The organism is Xanthomonas sp. D-36-1, assembly GCF_017746155.1.
GTDB classification, from domain to species: domain Bacteria; phylum Pseudomonadota; class Gammaproteobacteria; order Xanthomonadales; family Xanthomonadaceae; genus Xanthomonas; species Xanthomonas cissicola.
Genome location: NZ_JAGHWR010000041.1, coordinates 16,151 through 30,063 on the forward strand (window position 1 = coordinate 16,151; position 13,913 = coordinate 30,063).

The 13,913-nt window shown below is 66.3% G+C and carries 11 protein-coding genes and 2 pseudogenes; 6 read left to right on the plus strand and 7 right to left on the minus strand.

What is annotated here, in order from left to right; all coding sequences use genetic code 11:
* Positions 1 to 86: 86 nt before the first annotated feature.
* The 6 genes and pseudogenes from proP to J7367_RS13075 all read right to left on the minus strand — a co-directional run bounded on the left by proP (position 87) and on the right by J7367_RS13075 (position 7,719).
* On the minus strand, positions 87 to 1,577 hold the full coding sequence (proP, locus tag J7367_RS13050; protein ID WP_007962295.1) for a glycine betaine/L-proline transporter ProP: 1,491 nt from the start codon (positions 1,575 to 1,577) through the stop codon (positions 87 to 89).
* Between the two features lie 532 nt (positions 1,578 to 2,109).
* Positions 2,110 to 2,439 carry a thioredoxin family protein gene (locus J7367_RS13055; protein ID WP_007962294.1) on the minus strand — a complete coding sequence of 110 codons (330 nt, stop codon included), beginning with the start codon at positions 2,437 to 2,439 and terminating at the stop codon, positions 2,110 to 2,112.
* Between the two features lie 20 nt (positions 2,440 to 2,459).
* Entirely contained in the window at positions 2,460 to 2,858 is a 399-nt protein-coding gene (locus J7367_RS13060) for a host attachment family protein (protein WP_003487911.1), read from the minus strand.
* 103 nt (positions 2,859 to 2,961) lie between these two features.
* Positions 2,962 to 3,088 (minus strand): annotated as a pseudogene (locus J7367_RS22540) (esterase); the annotation flags it as partial.
* A gap of 153 nt (positions 3,089 to 3,241) precedes the next feature.
* Positions 3,242 to 6,965, minus strand: a pseudogene (locus J7367_RS13070) (M48 family metallopeptidase).
* Positions 6,966 to 7,248: 283 nt separating this feature from the next.
* Complete coding sequence (locus tag J7367_RS13075) at positions 7,249 to 7,719, minus strand: NUDIX domain-containing protein (protein WP_033481677.1); 471 nt, start codon at positions 7,717 to 7,719, stop codon at positions 7,249 to 7,251.
* 233 nt (positions 7,720 to 7,952) lie between these two features.
* Here J7367_RS13075 and J7367_RS13080 point away from each other — a divergent pair, with 233 nt between their 5' ends.
* From J7367_RS13080 to J7367_RS13090, 3 genes are all read left to right on the plus strand, one after another.
* A complete protein-coding gene (locus J7367_RS13080; protein ID WP_007962350.1) occupies positions 7,953 to 8,609 on the plus strand; it encodes an SDR family oxidoreductase in 657 nt (218 codons plus the stop codon).
* Between the two features lie 110 nt (positions 8,610 to 8,719).
* Positions 8,720 to 9,790, plus strand: coding sequence for a M4 family metallopeptidase (locus J7367_RS13085; RefSeq protein ID WP_057663556.1), 1,071 nt, complete (start codon positions 8,720 to 8,722; stop codon positions 9,788 to 9,790).
* Positions 9,787 to 10,098 (plus strand): protealysin inhibitor emfourin, encoded by a 312-nt coding sequence (locus J7367_RS13090; protein WP_005917446.1) that lies wholly within the window; start codon positions 9,787 to 9,789, stop codon positions 10,096 to 10,098. Before J7367_RS13085 ends, J7367_RS13090 begins: the two co-directional genes overlap by 4 nt.
* Before the next feature lie 302 nt (positions 10,099 to 10,400).
* On the opposite strand, the gene J7367_RS13095 is transcribed toward J7367_RS13090, so the two are convergent.
* Entirely contained in the window at positions 10,401 to 10,931 is a 531-nt protein-coding gene (locus J7367_RS13095) for an SRPBCC family protein (RefSeq protein WP_057663583.1), read from the minus strand.
* 213 nt (positions 10,932 to 11,144) lie between these two features.
* Between J7367_RS13095 and J7367_RS13100 the strand changes: the two genes are divergently transcribed.
* The 3 genes from J7367_RS13100 to J7367_RS13110 all read left to right on the plus strand — a co-directional run bounded on the left by J7367_RS13100 (position 11,145) and on the right by J7367_RS13110 (position 13,292).
* Complete coding sequence (locus J7367_RS13100) at positions 11,145 to 12,305, plus strand: HDOD domain-containing protein (RefSeq protein WP_057663553.1); 1,161 nt, start codon at positions 11,145 to 11,147, stop codon at positions 12,303 to 12,305.
* A 242-nt stretch (positions 12,306 to 12,547) separates the two neighbouring features.
* Positions 12,548 to 12,736, plus strand: coding sequence for a CsbD family protein (locus tag J7367_RS13105; RefSeq protein ID WP_042674613.1), 189 nt, complete (start codon positions 12,548 to 12,550; stop codon positions 12,734 to 12,736).
* A 220-nt stretch (positions 12,737 to 12,956) separates the two neighbouring features.
* Positions 12,957 to 13,292, plus strand: a complete 336-nt coding sequence (locus tag J7367_RS13110; RefSeq protein WP_244672297.1) for a hypothetical protein — start codon at positions 12,957 to 12,959, stop codon at positions 13,290 to 13,292.
* Positions 13,293 to 13,913: the final 621 nt, after the last annotated feature.

The following is a 13,913-nucleotide window of genomic DNA, read 5'->3' on the forward strand; positions in this document are numbered from 1 at the left end:
TCGCGTCTTGCGTTACGTCACCGGTTGCTGCAACAGCACGATATGCGCCTGTGGCGCAGACGCATGTCGTGCGGAAAGCCGACAACTCATGCCGTGCGCGGTTGACCCATCGAGGCTGCGGTGGTGACCGGCAACTGCGCATCCACCGTCACCGGGCTGTCGGCCTGCAACAGGGCGCGCGCTTCGGCATCGCTGGCCACCGCCGGCGGCGAGCCGCGTAGCGGCAGTCCTGCGGTTTCGCGCACGAACAGCATGGTCAACAAGCCGATCGCCGCTGCGCCCATCAGGTAGTAGGCCGGTACCAGCGGGTCGCCGGTGCGCTCCACCAGCCAGGCAGTGACCAACGGCGTGGTGCCGCCGAACAACGACACCGAAACGTTGAAGGCAATCGACAACGCGCTGTAGCGCACCGGCGTGTAGAACAGCGCCGGCAAGGTGGACGGCATCGAGCTGGTGAAGCACACCAAGGCCAGGCCAAGCAGCATCAGGCCGGCGAAGATCAACCCATCGTTGCCGCTGCCGATCAGCAACAGGCACGGGATCGCCAACGCAAACAGCGCGATGCAGGCACCGATGATCATCGGCCGCCGGCCCAGCTTGTCGCTGAACATGCCGCCCACGATGTTGAGCGGCATCATCACCAGCATCACCAGGATGATCAGCAACAAGCCCTTGCTCTCGGCGTAACCCATCGTGACGCTGAGGTAGCTGGGCATGTAGGTCAGCAGCATGTAGTCGGTGACGTTGAACACCAGCACCAGGCCCACGCACTTGAGCAGTTGCGGCCAATGCAGGCGCAGCAGCGTGGTCAGGCCCTGCGCGGCGGTCTGCCGTTCGCGCTGTTCGGATTGTTCGGTATGGGCGCGAAATGCCGGGGTCTCCTCCAGCTTCATGCGCATGTACAGGCCCAGCAACCCCAACGGCCCGGCGATCAGGAACGGCACGCGCCAGCCCCAATCGAGCATCTGCGCCGGAGTCACGCTCATGTGCAAGGCGGTCACGGTAGCGGCGCCGGCGATGTAGCCGCCCAGCGTGCCGAACTCCAGCCAGCTGCCCATCAGGCCGCGATTACGGTCGGTGGCGTATTCGGCAATGAAGGTGGCCGCGCCACCGTATTCGCCGCCGGTGGAAAATCCCTGCAGCACGCGCGCCAGCAACAGCAGTGCAGGCGCCCACAGGCCAATGCGCTCGTAGGCCGGAATCAGTCCGATACTGAAGGTGCCCAGCGCCATCAGGATCATCGTGGCGGCCAGAACTTTCTGGCGCCCGTAACGGTCGCCGAGCGGTCCGAAGACCATGCCGCCGATCGGCCGCACCAGAAACGCCACGGTGAAGGTGGCGAAGGTCGCGATCAATTGTGCGGTGGGGTTGCTTGCCGGGAAGAACACCTGGCCCAGCGTCACCGCCAGATAGCCGTATACGCCGAAGTCGAACCACTCCATCGCATTGCCGAGCGCCGCAGCGCCGACGGCCTTGCGCAGCATGCTGCGGTCCACCACGGTGACCTCATCCAGTTGCAGCTGGCGGCGGCGTTTGAACCAGCCAAAGTGCGAACGCATCGCGCGGGCATCGTGCATCTATGGTCTCCGTAAGTTGCGCCCGGGACATCTCGCCGGGCGCGGGCCGTCGCTACCCGCTCGCCCTGGCAACGCACAGGACACGGCACATCACGCAAGCACGGCAGCGCATTGCACTGAGATGACACCGGAGGCATTCCCGGACGGCCGCGTGGATTCAACGGCGCTGCGGGACAGACGACCAAGGGATGGGCATTGCCCAAGGGCTTGATCAGCGCGTTATGTTACTACAGCCGGCCAATTGATGCAGGCGCGATTGTGCCAGGCGCGGGAAACGCCTTGTTTTTGGCCGATTCGTCTGCACTGGTGCGCGATGCGCACGCGCCCGTTCGTTCTACGTGCCCATCCACTGCGACGGTGTCGCGCACGCCCCGCGTTACGCAGCACCTGAAGCAGCACGACGCATCGGATGCTCGCTTCTTGTACAGAATAAAAACTGCTGCGCCTGCGTCAGGCGACCGCTCGCCAACTGCCGTCCGCCATTCTCAGCGCCGTGCAAGCGCATCTCGGGGCGATGCAATGTTGCGTGCAATCAGGCTGCATCCAGCACCGATAACAGATCTTGCAGATCCTCACGCGTTTGCGGTCTGACTGCGCGCGCCAGTTCTTTCCCATCGCGCAGCAGGATGATGGTGGGCCATAATGTGACGCGAAAGGAGCGGCCCAACGGCCGCCCTTTTCCATCTTCGATCTTGCGGTAGTCGATCGCTTCGTATCCGCCCAACAGCTTTTGCAGCAGCGGCTGCGCGGCAATGCAATGGCCGCACCAGTCGGTACCGAATTCCAGGACCTGCAAACCGGTCTGTGCCTCCACCGCGCTGCGTTCCGGTGCCTGGGCGGCGTACTCGCGAACGAACCCCATCGTCTGGATGCTCCGCTTGATTACGACAAGGCGCGCTGGATATCTTCCAGCGGCAGGTTGGTCAGATCCTTGGCCAGGTCCCCCACCAGGCGCTGCTGGGTTTCCTTGTGCAGCAACGGGCGCACGCGACCCAGCGTGGTGGGGTCGGCCACCAGCACCAGATGCGTGTATTCATGCTTCAAGGCGCCATCGTTCAAGGCGTGCGAGAGCTGCTTGGCAAACGTCATTTCATCCAGGTCTGTTTCGGTGAGGTCTTGAGGCGCCTTGCCGGCCGGGCCGTCGTCGTCGACGTTCTGCACGTCGGTGCGCGCGTGCTGGCGCAGCACGACCTTGGCTTCGTTGCCGGTATTGGTGAACCAGCGGGCCTCGCCGCCATCGGCCACCACTACCAAGGCGCCCTGAGGAATTTGCAGACTCATCCGATTTCTCCTGGTCGATGTTGACGCTGCAAGTGCAGCGCCAGTCGGCCTCAACCTAGGTGAGAAGATGTAAGGATTGCGCCTAGCCGGTGTCAGCAGCGCGTTAGTGCTGCGCATCGAATGGTGGTGGCGGCAGCTTCAGATGCTTGCTGAAAAAACGCGCGATGACGCGTAGCGCCTGCTGGCTTTTCGGCAGAGTGTAGGAAATGGAAGGCATGCCGCAGCCGGTCCGCACCCGCGCGGCGGCGAGCGCAGGTGTTGTTTTTTGCTTGGCGTCCTCTCGGCAACACGGTGTCGTCCCGTGCGCCACGTCCGGCAGTGTCCGAGCGAGAGACGTCACGCCTTCGCCTGAGCCAGTGCATCGCCGTACCCCGGGCACTGCATCAGCCCAGATAAGGGCGCTCGCTGGCGAACAACAACTGCTGCGCGCCACGCCGCCATGCATCCGGGCAGCGCTGGCCCAGCAGTACCGCGGCCATGGTGTACGCCAGGCCGCGGCCGACCAGGCTCACGCCGCCCAATGCCGCTTCGGCCTGCTGCTGGCTGCTGCCGGCCTGTAGCGCGTCGAAGAACCGCGCGATGTAGGCGCCATCTTCGCCGGTGCCTTGCAGGGTTGCCGCGCGCAACGCATCCGTTTGCCAGCCCTCGCGCGCGGCCAGTGCCCAGGCGCTTGGTGCAGTGATGGCGTCGAGCCCGGCGCGCTCGGGTAGCACGCGTGCCTGCTGCAGCAATGCGGCGCTGGCGCCACGGGACGCGGCCGCGAGCCGGACGATGCGCGCCTGCACGTCGGCATCGGCGGCCGCCTCTGTCACTGCCGTGTCCAGTTGCCCATGGGCCAGGGCGTAATAGCTGTGGTACGGCGTGCCCTGGGTGCGCTCGCCGCCCTCCAGTGCCACGATCGATGCCAGTGATGGGGACCGCTGCGCCATGCCCGGCAGGTCCGTCGCCAGGCCGCGGTAGCGCTGCACACGGGCAAGCAGCGGCAGCACTTCATCGGCCAGTGCCGGCGCGCGCGCTGCCTGTTCGTAGAGCGCCTGGGCTTGCGGCAGATGCAGCTGACCGACCTGCACGGCCGCTGCAGCGCGCTGCAGCCAAGGGTCGTTCGGCCAGCGCGCCTGTGCGGCGACAAACGCCTGGTCGCGCTCGGGGGTATCGCTGCGGCAACGGATCGCCGCGTACTGCAACGCAGGCGCATCCGGATGCGCCTGCGCAGCGGCGGTCTGCTGGCCGCACACCTGTGCCCGTTGCTCGGGCGTGGCGATGTCCTGCTGCATGCGCAGCGCCACCACATCTTGCGGATTGCGCTGCAGGCGCTCGGCCAGAAGCGCAGGCACGGTGTGTGGCGCGGCGCAATTGCTCCATCCACCGCTCCAGATACGCCGAGCCCGCATCGTCCCAGCGTGCGTGCGCGGTGACCAGCGCCAGATCGCGCTCCGGGCCCAGCTCGCCCAACAGCTCGTGTGGCGAACGCCCGGACACGGCCGTCAGCACGTCGCGGTACTGGCCGCCCTTGCCGCTGACCTTCTGCGGCGGCTCGCTGAAGATGTCCTGCGCCTGAGTGCGTTCCCAGCGTGTGGTGCTCAGGCTGCGCGTGGTGTCTTCGCTGGCCGAGCCGTAGCTGGCGCGCCAGTTCAGCAGCAGCGCGGCACCGGCCACGTTGTAGGCGAACTGGCCGCCGTGGCCGCCACTGGGCGCATCGAAACTTTCGATCGCCGCGCCGTTGGCGGTACGGGTTTCCACGTGATGGGTCGAACGCTCGGACAGGCGAAACACATGGCGATCATTGGCCGGGATGGTGGCCGATTGCCCGTCGATGGCCACCGTCACGGTCTGCTGCAAACCGTTGTAGGCGACCACTTCGGCCATCCCCACCGCACCGCCGGCCCACAACACGCCAGCCACGATCGATGCGGCCACCGCCATCCGCGCCACCGACGGAAACACGCCGTCGGCGGCCAGAAAGCGCTGCCACAGGTTCTGCCGCAGATCGCGCTGGCGCATCTCGCCCGGCAGGCGGATCGGGTAGTCGGTCGGCGCCGCCGGCGGGGTCTCGTCGGTCGGCGAGGTGTCGCCGTTGCGCAGCCGCTCGGCCACGGCGTTTTCTGCACGCAGCAGCTCTTCCAGGCTGGCATCGCGCAACGTGCCCAGGGCGTCCAGGGTGACTTGCACCCAGCTGCCGGCTGCCTTCATCCAGGCATTGATGTTGTTGTCGTCGGCCTCGACCAGACCGAATTCCGGCAGGCACTGCGACCACTGTGGCTTGCCCAGGGCCTGCGCCAACGGCGCGTTCACCTGCACCTGGCCGGCGTGCGCATACACCTGACCCAGCGCGCGTTGCACCTGATTGCAGGCCGCCACCAGCTTGCGCAATTCCCTGGCCGAGACGCGGCCATCGGCGATCACGCTGTGAAAGGTCTGCAGATACAGCAGATTGGCGTCTTCCAGATCGGCGATGGTGTGGTCGGTGTAATGCAGCACGGCCAGATAGCCGCGCAGCAGCGCCGGCCAGCCGCCGCCGATACGGTTGGCTGCCGCCAGGTGCACGCTGCGGCAACGCTGATCGTGGCCGCTGACGCGCGCACGCAGCACCCGCAGCTCATCGTCCAGGTCGGCGATCACCGCCGGCAGCTGCGTGCGCGACAACGTGGTGCCCTTCCAGGTCACCACCCCGCCAGCGGCGCGCAACCCGCCATCCATCAAGCCTTGCAAGGTGGCGCGTTGGCGCTCGCGCTCGCGCTCGCGCAGTTGTTCGATCGCCTGGCCATCGTCGGGCAGATACAGGCCATCCAACGCCTGCAGCAGATCGCCGGACGGCAGCGGTGTGGCATACAGCTCGTCCAGGGTGCGCGCCGTGCGCGTGCACGAGCGCCCCAGGTACAGCCCTTGGTAGCGCCGCGACAACGACAGGGCGGCGAATTCGCGTTCCAACTGCTCCAGCGAGACGGCGGTGTCCACGCAGGTGGGCGCCTGGCCGTTGAACATGCCCAGCGAAATGCGCTCACGCAACGCCTGGGCCCCGTGCAGCAGCTCCATGGCCGGGCGCGCATCGATGGGGCAGGCGACGTAGCGGCGCTTGAGATTTTCCTCGCGCGCGGCACTGGGCGGATGCGTGGGCCACATCTGCGAGGGCTGGGCGATTTCGCTATGAAACAGCCGGTGCTTCGGCGCTGCCTCGGTCGGTACCGCCGGCACTGCCCCATGGCCGGGGTCGTTCAACACCACACGCATGTGTTCGATGATGCGCGACTGGATGGCGAACAGATCCTTGACCGGGCGGTCCTGGGCGAATTCGCGCGCGGCAAAGCGCAGCGCGCGCTGGAAGCCATCATCGGCCGCTTCCAGCTTGTGGAGTGCATGCACCAGCGCATCGCTGCCGGTGAGCGATGCGGCCACCAGGTCGGCCTGATACTCCATCTCGCGCGAGAGTGCGCGTTGCACCAGCACCACGCCGCGGAAAGCGATTTCGACCAGCGAGCGAATCGACCACACGATCAACGACAGCCCCCAGCCGATCCACGCCACGCGCAGGTCGATGCGCGACAGCGTGGCCAGTACGCGGTCCAGCGCATCGCGCTTGCCCACGATGTGCGCGGCGATCTGCTGGGCGATATACACCCAACGGCCGACCGCCATGGTGCGCTGGGCGAAATGCCCGAATTCGTGGGCCAGCACCGCCTTCAACTCGCCCAGGTTGAGCACATTGACCAGGCCCAGCCCGATATCCAGATTCTTGCGCGAGGGCAGCAGCAGATTGATCAGCGACAGGTCGTAGAACACCCCGGCGTTGACCTGGGCCGACAGATAGACCTTGTGCGGGCGCGGCGCCCCGGCATCGTCGGCCAGCCGGTACAGGAAGGCGAACAGCGTCGGCTGCTCGGCGGGGGTGAGTTCCAGCGCGTGGGTATCGCGTTCGGCGCGCTTGTTGAACACCAGCGCCTTGGCCATGAACACCGCCAGAAACGCAGCGCCTGCGGCCACCAGCCACAGCCAGAACGCCTGCTCGCCGCCGGAACCCTGCAACAAACCGGCGACCAGCCGGTAGGCGGTCCAGCCGAACCACACCAGCAAGCCCAGGTACACGGCGATGAAACCGCCCAGGCCGAACATGGCCAGCCAGGCGTTGCGACGATAGTTGCTGCTGGGCGCAGTGAGCTGTTCCGGCACCACGGCCGGGCCTTGCGGATAGAGCGATTCCATTCGTGTCCCCTGATGAGTGGCCGGGCGCCACGCAGTCGTTCGGCATCCCGGCCGTGCGATTCGATCCGCCGGGCGCGCTGTCCCCTCGCCCCGGCAGCGCAGAAAATAGCCGAGCGCGGCGACAAAATCCATGTGACCTGCGCGGCGCAGCACATGCCCGCCGCACGATCGCCTCAGCGCTGCTGCAACGCAGTCATGCCCGCGTGGCGGCGCGCTCGGCCTGCACCTGCTGCACCGCCTGCATGGCCGAGCGGGTCAATGGCGTGGGCAGGGCATCGAGTGCGAACCAGCCCATGTCCAGCAGCACCTGCGGTTCGCGCAGCACCGCCTGTTCCGGGCCCTGGATGCTGGCCAGATACACCGGCGCCACCCAATGCTGCGGCGGGTCCATGTCCGGCTCGAAGTGGCTGACCACGCAGAGCACGCGCTGCGGATGCACCTGCAGGCCGGTTTCTTCGAGTACTTCGCGCACTACCGTGGCTTCCACGGTTTCCATCCAGTCCACCTTGCCGCCGGGCAGCCCCCAATGGCCTTGCTCGGGCGCCCGCCCGCGCAGCACCAGCAGCAAGCGGCCGTCGGCCCGCTGGAGGAAGGCGCCACAGCCAACGCGCGGGCGCAACTCGGAAGACATCGGCATCAGCAACTCTCGTAGGCTCTGGCGCACCAGTGTCCTAGATGTGGCGGCTGCGGGGAATGCTGGCCGGCATGTTCGATCGCCGCGCGCCTGGGCACTGAGGAGCGCCACCCAGGAAGCACCGGCCGCGGCGCGCAGAGACGGAAGGCATGCGCCCTATCGCGTTATGGCAGCGCTGGTGCGCGATGACACCGCATTAGCACCGCATTGGCGAGGATGGCCGCCTTACGCGCCGTGTTGGCGCGCAGCTGTTGGAGAGGTGCATGTCGCGAGTTCTCGTCATCGGCGGCCACGGCAAGGTGGCGCGCCTGCTCACGCCGCTATTGGTGCAGGGCGGGCATCAGGTCACTGCATTGTTCCGTAACCCGGCACACGAAGAGGATGTGATTGCCGATGGCGCCACGCCGGTGGTGTTCGACATCGAACACGCGCAGACCGACGCCATCGCCGCGCAACTGGCCGGTCACGATGCGGTGGTGTGGTCGGCCGGGGCGGGCGGCGGCGATGCGGCGCGCACTTATGCAGTGGATCGCGATGCGGCCATTCGCTCCATGCACGCGGCCGAGCAGGCGCGCGTGCGTCGCTATGTGATGGTGTCCTATCTCGGTGCCGGGCTGGAACACGGTATCGGGCCAGACGATGCGTTCTTCGCCTATGCGCAGGCCAAGGCCGCTGCCGATGCGCACCTGCGCAGCACCACGCTGGACTGGACCGTGCTCGGCCCCGGCCGGCTCACGCTGGACCCGCCCTCGGGCCGCATCACCCGCGACCCGGGCAGCGATGCCGACGGCGGCGTCTCGCGTGCCAACGTGGCGCAGGTGATCGCCGCCGCACTGGCAACGCCGGGCAGCATCGGCAAAACGATGGGCTTTATCGACGGACAGACCCCCATTGCGCAGGCGCTGTCGCAGCTGGAATGAATGCAACACCCCGCGCGATCCGCACGGCACGCGGCAACCGGCTCCGGCTAACGAATTCCTAAAGCCGGCGCCCGCATAGTCGCCAGCGCAGCCCATTGTGGAGGTCGCTTATGTCCACGTTCGTCAGCCCGCGCCGCGCGGGGATCCTGCCGCCGTATCTGCTCGAACACGTGGCGCAGGCCGCGCCCGCACACGCGCGACGGTGCGCGCTGCTATCGCGGCAGATCACTGCGCAGCTACGGCAACGGCGCGCACTGGGGCTGCTGCCACGCGCTGATGCGCCGACTGCAGACGCCGAGGCGCAACAGAGCGCCCAGGCGGTGCAGCGGCGCATCTACGATGCCCAGCAAGGCACCACCCTGCCCGGCACCCTGGCGCGTGACGAAGGTGCCCCCGCGACCCAGGACGTGGCGGTGACCGAAGCCTACGACTACCTGGGCGCCACCCACGATTTCTTCCAGACCGTGTACGGGCGCAATTCGATCGACGCGGCGGGCATGCCGCTGATCGGCACCGTGCATTACGAGCGCGGCTACGACAACGCGTTCTGGAACGGCGAGCAGATGGTGTTCGGCGATGGCGACGGCGAGGTGTTCAACCGCTTCACCATCGCCATCGATGTGGTCGGGCACGAGCTCACCCACGGCGTCACCGAGCGCACCGCCAACCTGATCTATCAAGGCCAGTCCGGCGCCTTGAATGAATCGATTTCGGACGTGTTCGGCGTGCTGATCAAGCAATACACGCTGGGCCAGAGCGCCGACCAGGCCGACTGGATCATCGGCGCCGGCTTGCTGATGCCCGGCATCCAGGGCGTGGGCCTGCGTTCGATGCAGGCGCCCGGCAGCGCGTACGATGACCCGGCCCTGGGCAAGGATCCGCAGCCGGCGACCATGGCCGGCTATGTCGACACGCAAGAAGACGATGGCGGCGTGCACTACAACTCCGGCATTCCCAATCACGCGTTCTATCGCGCCGCCCTCGCGATCGGTGGGGCGGCGTGGGAGAAGACCGGGCGCATCTGGTATCGCGCGCTCACCGGTGGCGAGTTGGCCGCCGGCGCGGACTTCGTCACGTTCGCCGACCTGACCGCCAGCGTGGCCAGCGCCGACTACGGCGCCAACAGCACCGAAGCTGTGGCGGTCCAGCAAGCCTGGCGCGACGTGGGCGTGCTCGCATGAGCCCACAACGGCCACCGGTGGAAACGGGCGTGACCTTGCGGCTGGCGCGCGAAGGCGGTGTGGCGGCGTTTCCGGCCATGCGCCGCGAGCGCCAGCTGGCGATGGATGCGCTGGACGATGCGCAGCGGGTGCGGCTGCGCAGCGTGCTGGATCAGTGCATGGCGCACGCGCTGCCGGCGCCGCAGGCCGGCGGTGGCGATCGCCGCTATTTCAGCATCGTCTGGGACGGCGCCAGCGAGCCGCTGCGCATCCCCGAGGAACATGCACCGGCCGAAATCGTGCAGTTGTGGAAGCAGGGCACGCTGTAGCGCAGGCCGTCACCGCTGCATCGCCTGCAGGCATTGTGCTACGCCACCCGCGCACGCAACGCATGGCAGGCACGTGCGCTCAAACTGAAGACACCGCGCAATGCGCGGTGTCTGTCGGTCAGCGAATGTGGTCCAACTGCGGATGCCTGCACCCTTTAAGCTGCCTAGATGCTCTAAGGCTGCACAGCTGGTGACGCATACTGGCGTGCACCGCGTTAGCGCCACGTGCAGCGCAGCGGTCAATCTGAAGACACGCCACTCATTGCTGCAGCGCACTGCCACCGACGCACCGCACGGCGCGCCTACTGCTCCGGATGCGCTTCCACCAGATGCGCCAGCAGCATCAACGAATCCTGCCAGCCCAGATAGCAGGCGTGCAGCGGAATCTGCTCGGGAATGCCTTCCTGCACCATGTGCAGATCGGTACCGCACGGCAGCGTATGCAACTGCACCGTGGTGACCATGGTCCCGGACAGCGACGGGTCGTCGAACGCATCGTCGTAGCGCAGCAGCGCGTTGGGTTGCAGCTCGCGGTAGGTGCCGCCGAACGCGTGTCGCTCGCCATTGGCGAAATTGGTGAACGCCATGCGGAAGGTGCCGCCAACATGGGCGTGCAAATGCTCCACGATGCAGGTGAAGCCATTGGGCGGCAGCCACTTTGCCACCGCATCGGCCTGGAGGAAAGCGCGATAGATCCGCTCGGGGCTGGCACGTATGACGCGGTGGAGCGTGACGGTAGACATCGGTACTCGCTTGGGCAGAGAACGTCTCTGCATGCTAGCGACCAACCCGCCATTGCACATCCTCGGGAGGCCATGGGCTGCGTGCGCCATGGTCATGCCCGGGCGGCGGCGGCTTCGGCGAGGTATGTCTGGTACCTGTTGTACGCAACCCATTGCGTGAGCCCGCGACGACACGACGTTGGTGTTGCTGCGGGCGCGGACGGGCTTGCTCTTCAATCCGTCGGCAATGCCAGCGACACACGCTCGCATTGCCGCCGCGACCGGCTTCGCGGATAGTCGCCGCACTGATCAGACGATTTTTCCATGATGCTCGTGACTGTGTTGCTGCTCGCCGCCGGACTGCTAGGTGCCGTTGTGTTCGCCGGAGGTCTGTGGTGGTTGCTGGCGCGACGCCGCGACGCCAAGGCCGACGACATCGCGACGACGTCGGCCGGCAATGCGCCCACCGCGCACCCGCCGATCGCATCGGAACCATCGCCCGCCGCGCCGCTGCAGCAACCTGTCCCGCCGGCCGCTGCGCAGACGTTGCAGATCGAACCGCCGCCGATGCGCCCGCTGTTGCGGCGCATGTATGCGGCCGTGATGGCCACGCCATCGTTGGCCGAAGGCACGCTGCCCGCCGACCCCGCCCAGGCCGAGGTGCTGGCCGCCGTCGCCGCCGCACTCGAACATGTCGACCTGCGCCCGCAATTGCTGCCGCGTCGCCCGCACCTGTTACCGCAGCTGATGCGTGCGGTGAACGACCCCGATGCCTCCGGCCGCGGCATCGCCGCAATCATCGCGCAGGACCCCGCATTGGCGGCCAACCTGCTGCGCATCGCCAACAGCGCACTGTACCGCCCGCAAGGCGGCCCGCTGGAAAGCCTGGAGCGCGCGGTGGTGCATATCGGCACCGAAGGCGTGCGCCAGATCGTCGCCGCGGCCGTCATGCAGCCGGTGCTGAGCCTGGATGGCGGGCTGTATTCGCGGCTGCCCGCCGCCGTGTGGGATTACGCCTTGCGCACCGCCGCTGCCGCTGCCGCCTATCTGCGCGAACGCGGCGGCGACACCTTGTCCGGTCAACTCGCCGGCCTGTTGCAGGGCCTGGGTGCGGTGGTGATCCTGCGCGTCCTGCGCGACACCTATGCCGAACGTCCCACCGTGCCCTATAACCTGGAAGTGGCCGCCGCCCTGGTCGAGCGCCACACCGCCGCCGTGGCCAGAACCATTGCCAACGCGTGGGAACTGCCGCCACAGCTCGGCACCGCGCTGGACGAACAGCGACCCGAACACGGCACCAGCTTGCTCGCCACCCCGCTCGGCCTGGCGTTACGCTACGGCCGCCTCGCCGCCGCCCTGGCCATGCTCGCCCGCCACGGCGCCGAGCACGAAGACCACGCCCTCAGCATCCTGGCCACCCTGGAGCCGGACAGCGAGGCCAACGCCGCAGTGTGGCAACGGCTGGTGGCCGCGAGCGTGGAGTGAGGTTGCGGTAACGCAATGGCGATTGCTTTACCGCAGCATCCAGCGTCAATCAGCCGATGACCATGTCCACTGGGCGGGCTTGAAGATTCGGCTCAGCCAGGCCCTGCTGGCTGAATGCGGCTGGCGCGAATGTAGTAACGCAACTAGTGCATTCGCAACCGGGGCATCCGGACGCAAGCGCACATCATGCTCACGCCGGCACGCACAGACTGGACGGGTTCCCCAAACGACGAGAAACATCCATGGATAAGAATCGTATCGACGGTGCCGCCAAGCAGGTCAAGGGCTCGGTCAAGGAAGCCATCGGCCGTGTCACTGGCGACAAGAGCACCGAACTGGAAGGCACCGCTGAAAAGAACGTGGGCAAGGTGCAGCGCAAGGCCGGCGAAGTCGCCGATGACGTGCGCGATGCTGTCAAGTCGAATAAGTGAATCGGTTGCATGATCGGTAGGCGGATGCCTGCCGTGCTGTGAACCGCATCAGGACTATGCGTCGCGTACATCGCACGCAGTGATGTAGCGTAAGCGGCGCTCGATCACCAACGCCCCGACTTGGTCGGGGCGTTGGCGTTTTGGCACACGGCGCTGACGCCGTATCGCACGTATGGAACAGCAGGCTGGCGTGCATACCGAACCGGGTCTGCAGGTGGGTATGCATATTGGCGAGCGTCTTGCCAGCACCGGGACTATGGGGCCACTCACCGATGGCAGCGCCCGGCGTGACGGCTGCGAGACGGAAGGCAACCATCTCATCACCCGCGGCCGCAGCTTCGCTGCCTCACGCCAGGTGCTACGCAGTGCAGCACGCGGCAATGCGATCCGCACCAATGCAGCAGCCTGGGCGAAGGCTTCCGCATTGCAGAAGACATCGGCACCTGCACCACAAGCCCATGTACCGATGCCGATGCAGGATTCATGGCGGCGCTGGAAGCGGCGCAGCGGCATGAGCGCGACAGGCATGCCGTCGAGGCGACGCGATGAGTGGTGACGTCGGCTGCTTTGAAGGGCATGAGTTAGAGCAAGCGATACCGTTTGGAGGCCACGCTTTTCGAAGAATCTGCCTGTTGACAACAAGAGTTAGTATCCCTAACTTCACCAGCATCCGAAAGACATCGGAGCTGTGGTTGATGGAAGACAGCAGAGAGGAACGCGTAGTGTTCCCGCAGGTGACGTGGCTGCTCAAGATCATCGCGACTTCGACCCGGGCCGATGACGTTATGTCAGGACGGATTCGAGATGGTATGCGTGCACCGATCTGCCGCTGAGTCACGTGCTCAGTGGAGCAGCGATGCTATGAGTGAATCCTTTGCGCGGAAGTGATCCCGCGACCTGCCTTGCTTAAGTACGATGACCTGCCTACGTGTACGGATCGCGTATGAGACCCACCAAGGTTGCAATGTTCTCAGTTGCCATCCTCTGCGTAACTTCGCTATGTGCATGCGCACATACACTTGGTAAACCTACTTCGCCACTTCCAAAAAAGCCGCGTGCAATGACGACGCCTGATACTTCAATGGTCAACCCTACGCTTAGGGAAGGTCTGATCAACTCACCGCAGATGCGCGACACTATCGCCTTATGTAGAGGATTCATCCATGCAGCTGACGTT

Coding starts and splice junctions, on each gene's coding strand:
- J7367_RS13095 (WP_057663583.1), bottom strand. CDS start 10,931: ATGGCGCACGCAGCCCATGGCCTCCCGAGGATGTGCAATGGCGGGTTG.
- J7367_RS13110 (WP_244672297.1), top strand. CDS start 12,957: ATGCATATTGGCGAGCGTCTTGCCAGCACCGGGACTATGGGGCCACTC.
- J7367_RS13080 (WP_007962350.1), top strand. CDS start 7,953: ATGTCGCGAGTTCTCGTCATCGGCGGCCACGGCAAGGTGGCGCGCCTG.
- J7367_RS13090 (WP_005917446.1), top strand. CDS start 9,787: ATGAGCCCACAACGGCCACCGGTGGAAACGGGCGTGACCTTGCGGCTG.
- proP (WP_007962295.1), bottom strand. CDS start 1,577: ATGCACGATGCCCGCGCGATGCGTTCGCACTTTGGCTGGTTCAAACGC.
- J7367_RS13060 (WP_003487911.1), bottom strand. CDS start 2,858: ATGAGTCTGCAAATTCCTCAGGGCGCCTTGGTAGTGGTGGCCGATGGC.
- J7367_RS13105 (WP_042674613.1), top strand. CDS start 12,548: ATGGATAAGAATCGTATCGACGGTGCCGCCAAGCAGGTCAAGGGCTCG.
- J7367_RS13055 (WP_007962294.1), bottom strand. CDS start 2,439: ATGGGGTTCGTTCGCGAGTACGCCGCCCAGGCACCGGAACGCAGCGCG.
- J7367_RS13085 (WP_057663556.1), top strand. CDS start 8,720: ATGTCCACGTTCGTCAGCCCGCGCCGCGCGGGGATCCTGCCGCCGTAT.
- J7367_RS13100 (WP_057663553.1), top strand. CDS start 11,145: ATGATGCTCGTGACTGTGTTGCTGCTCGCCGCCGGACTGCTAGGTGCC.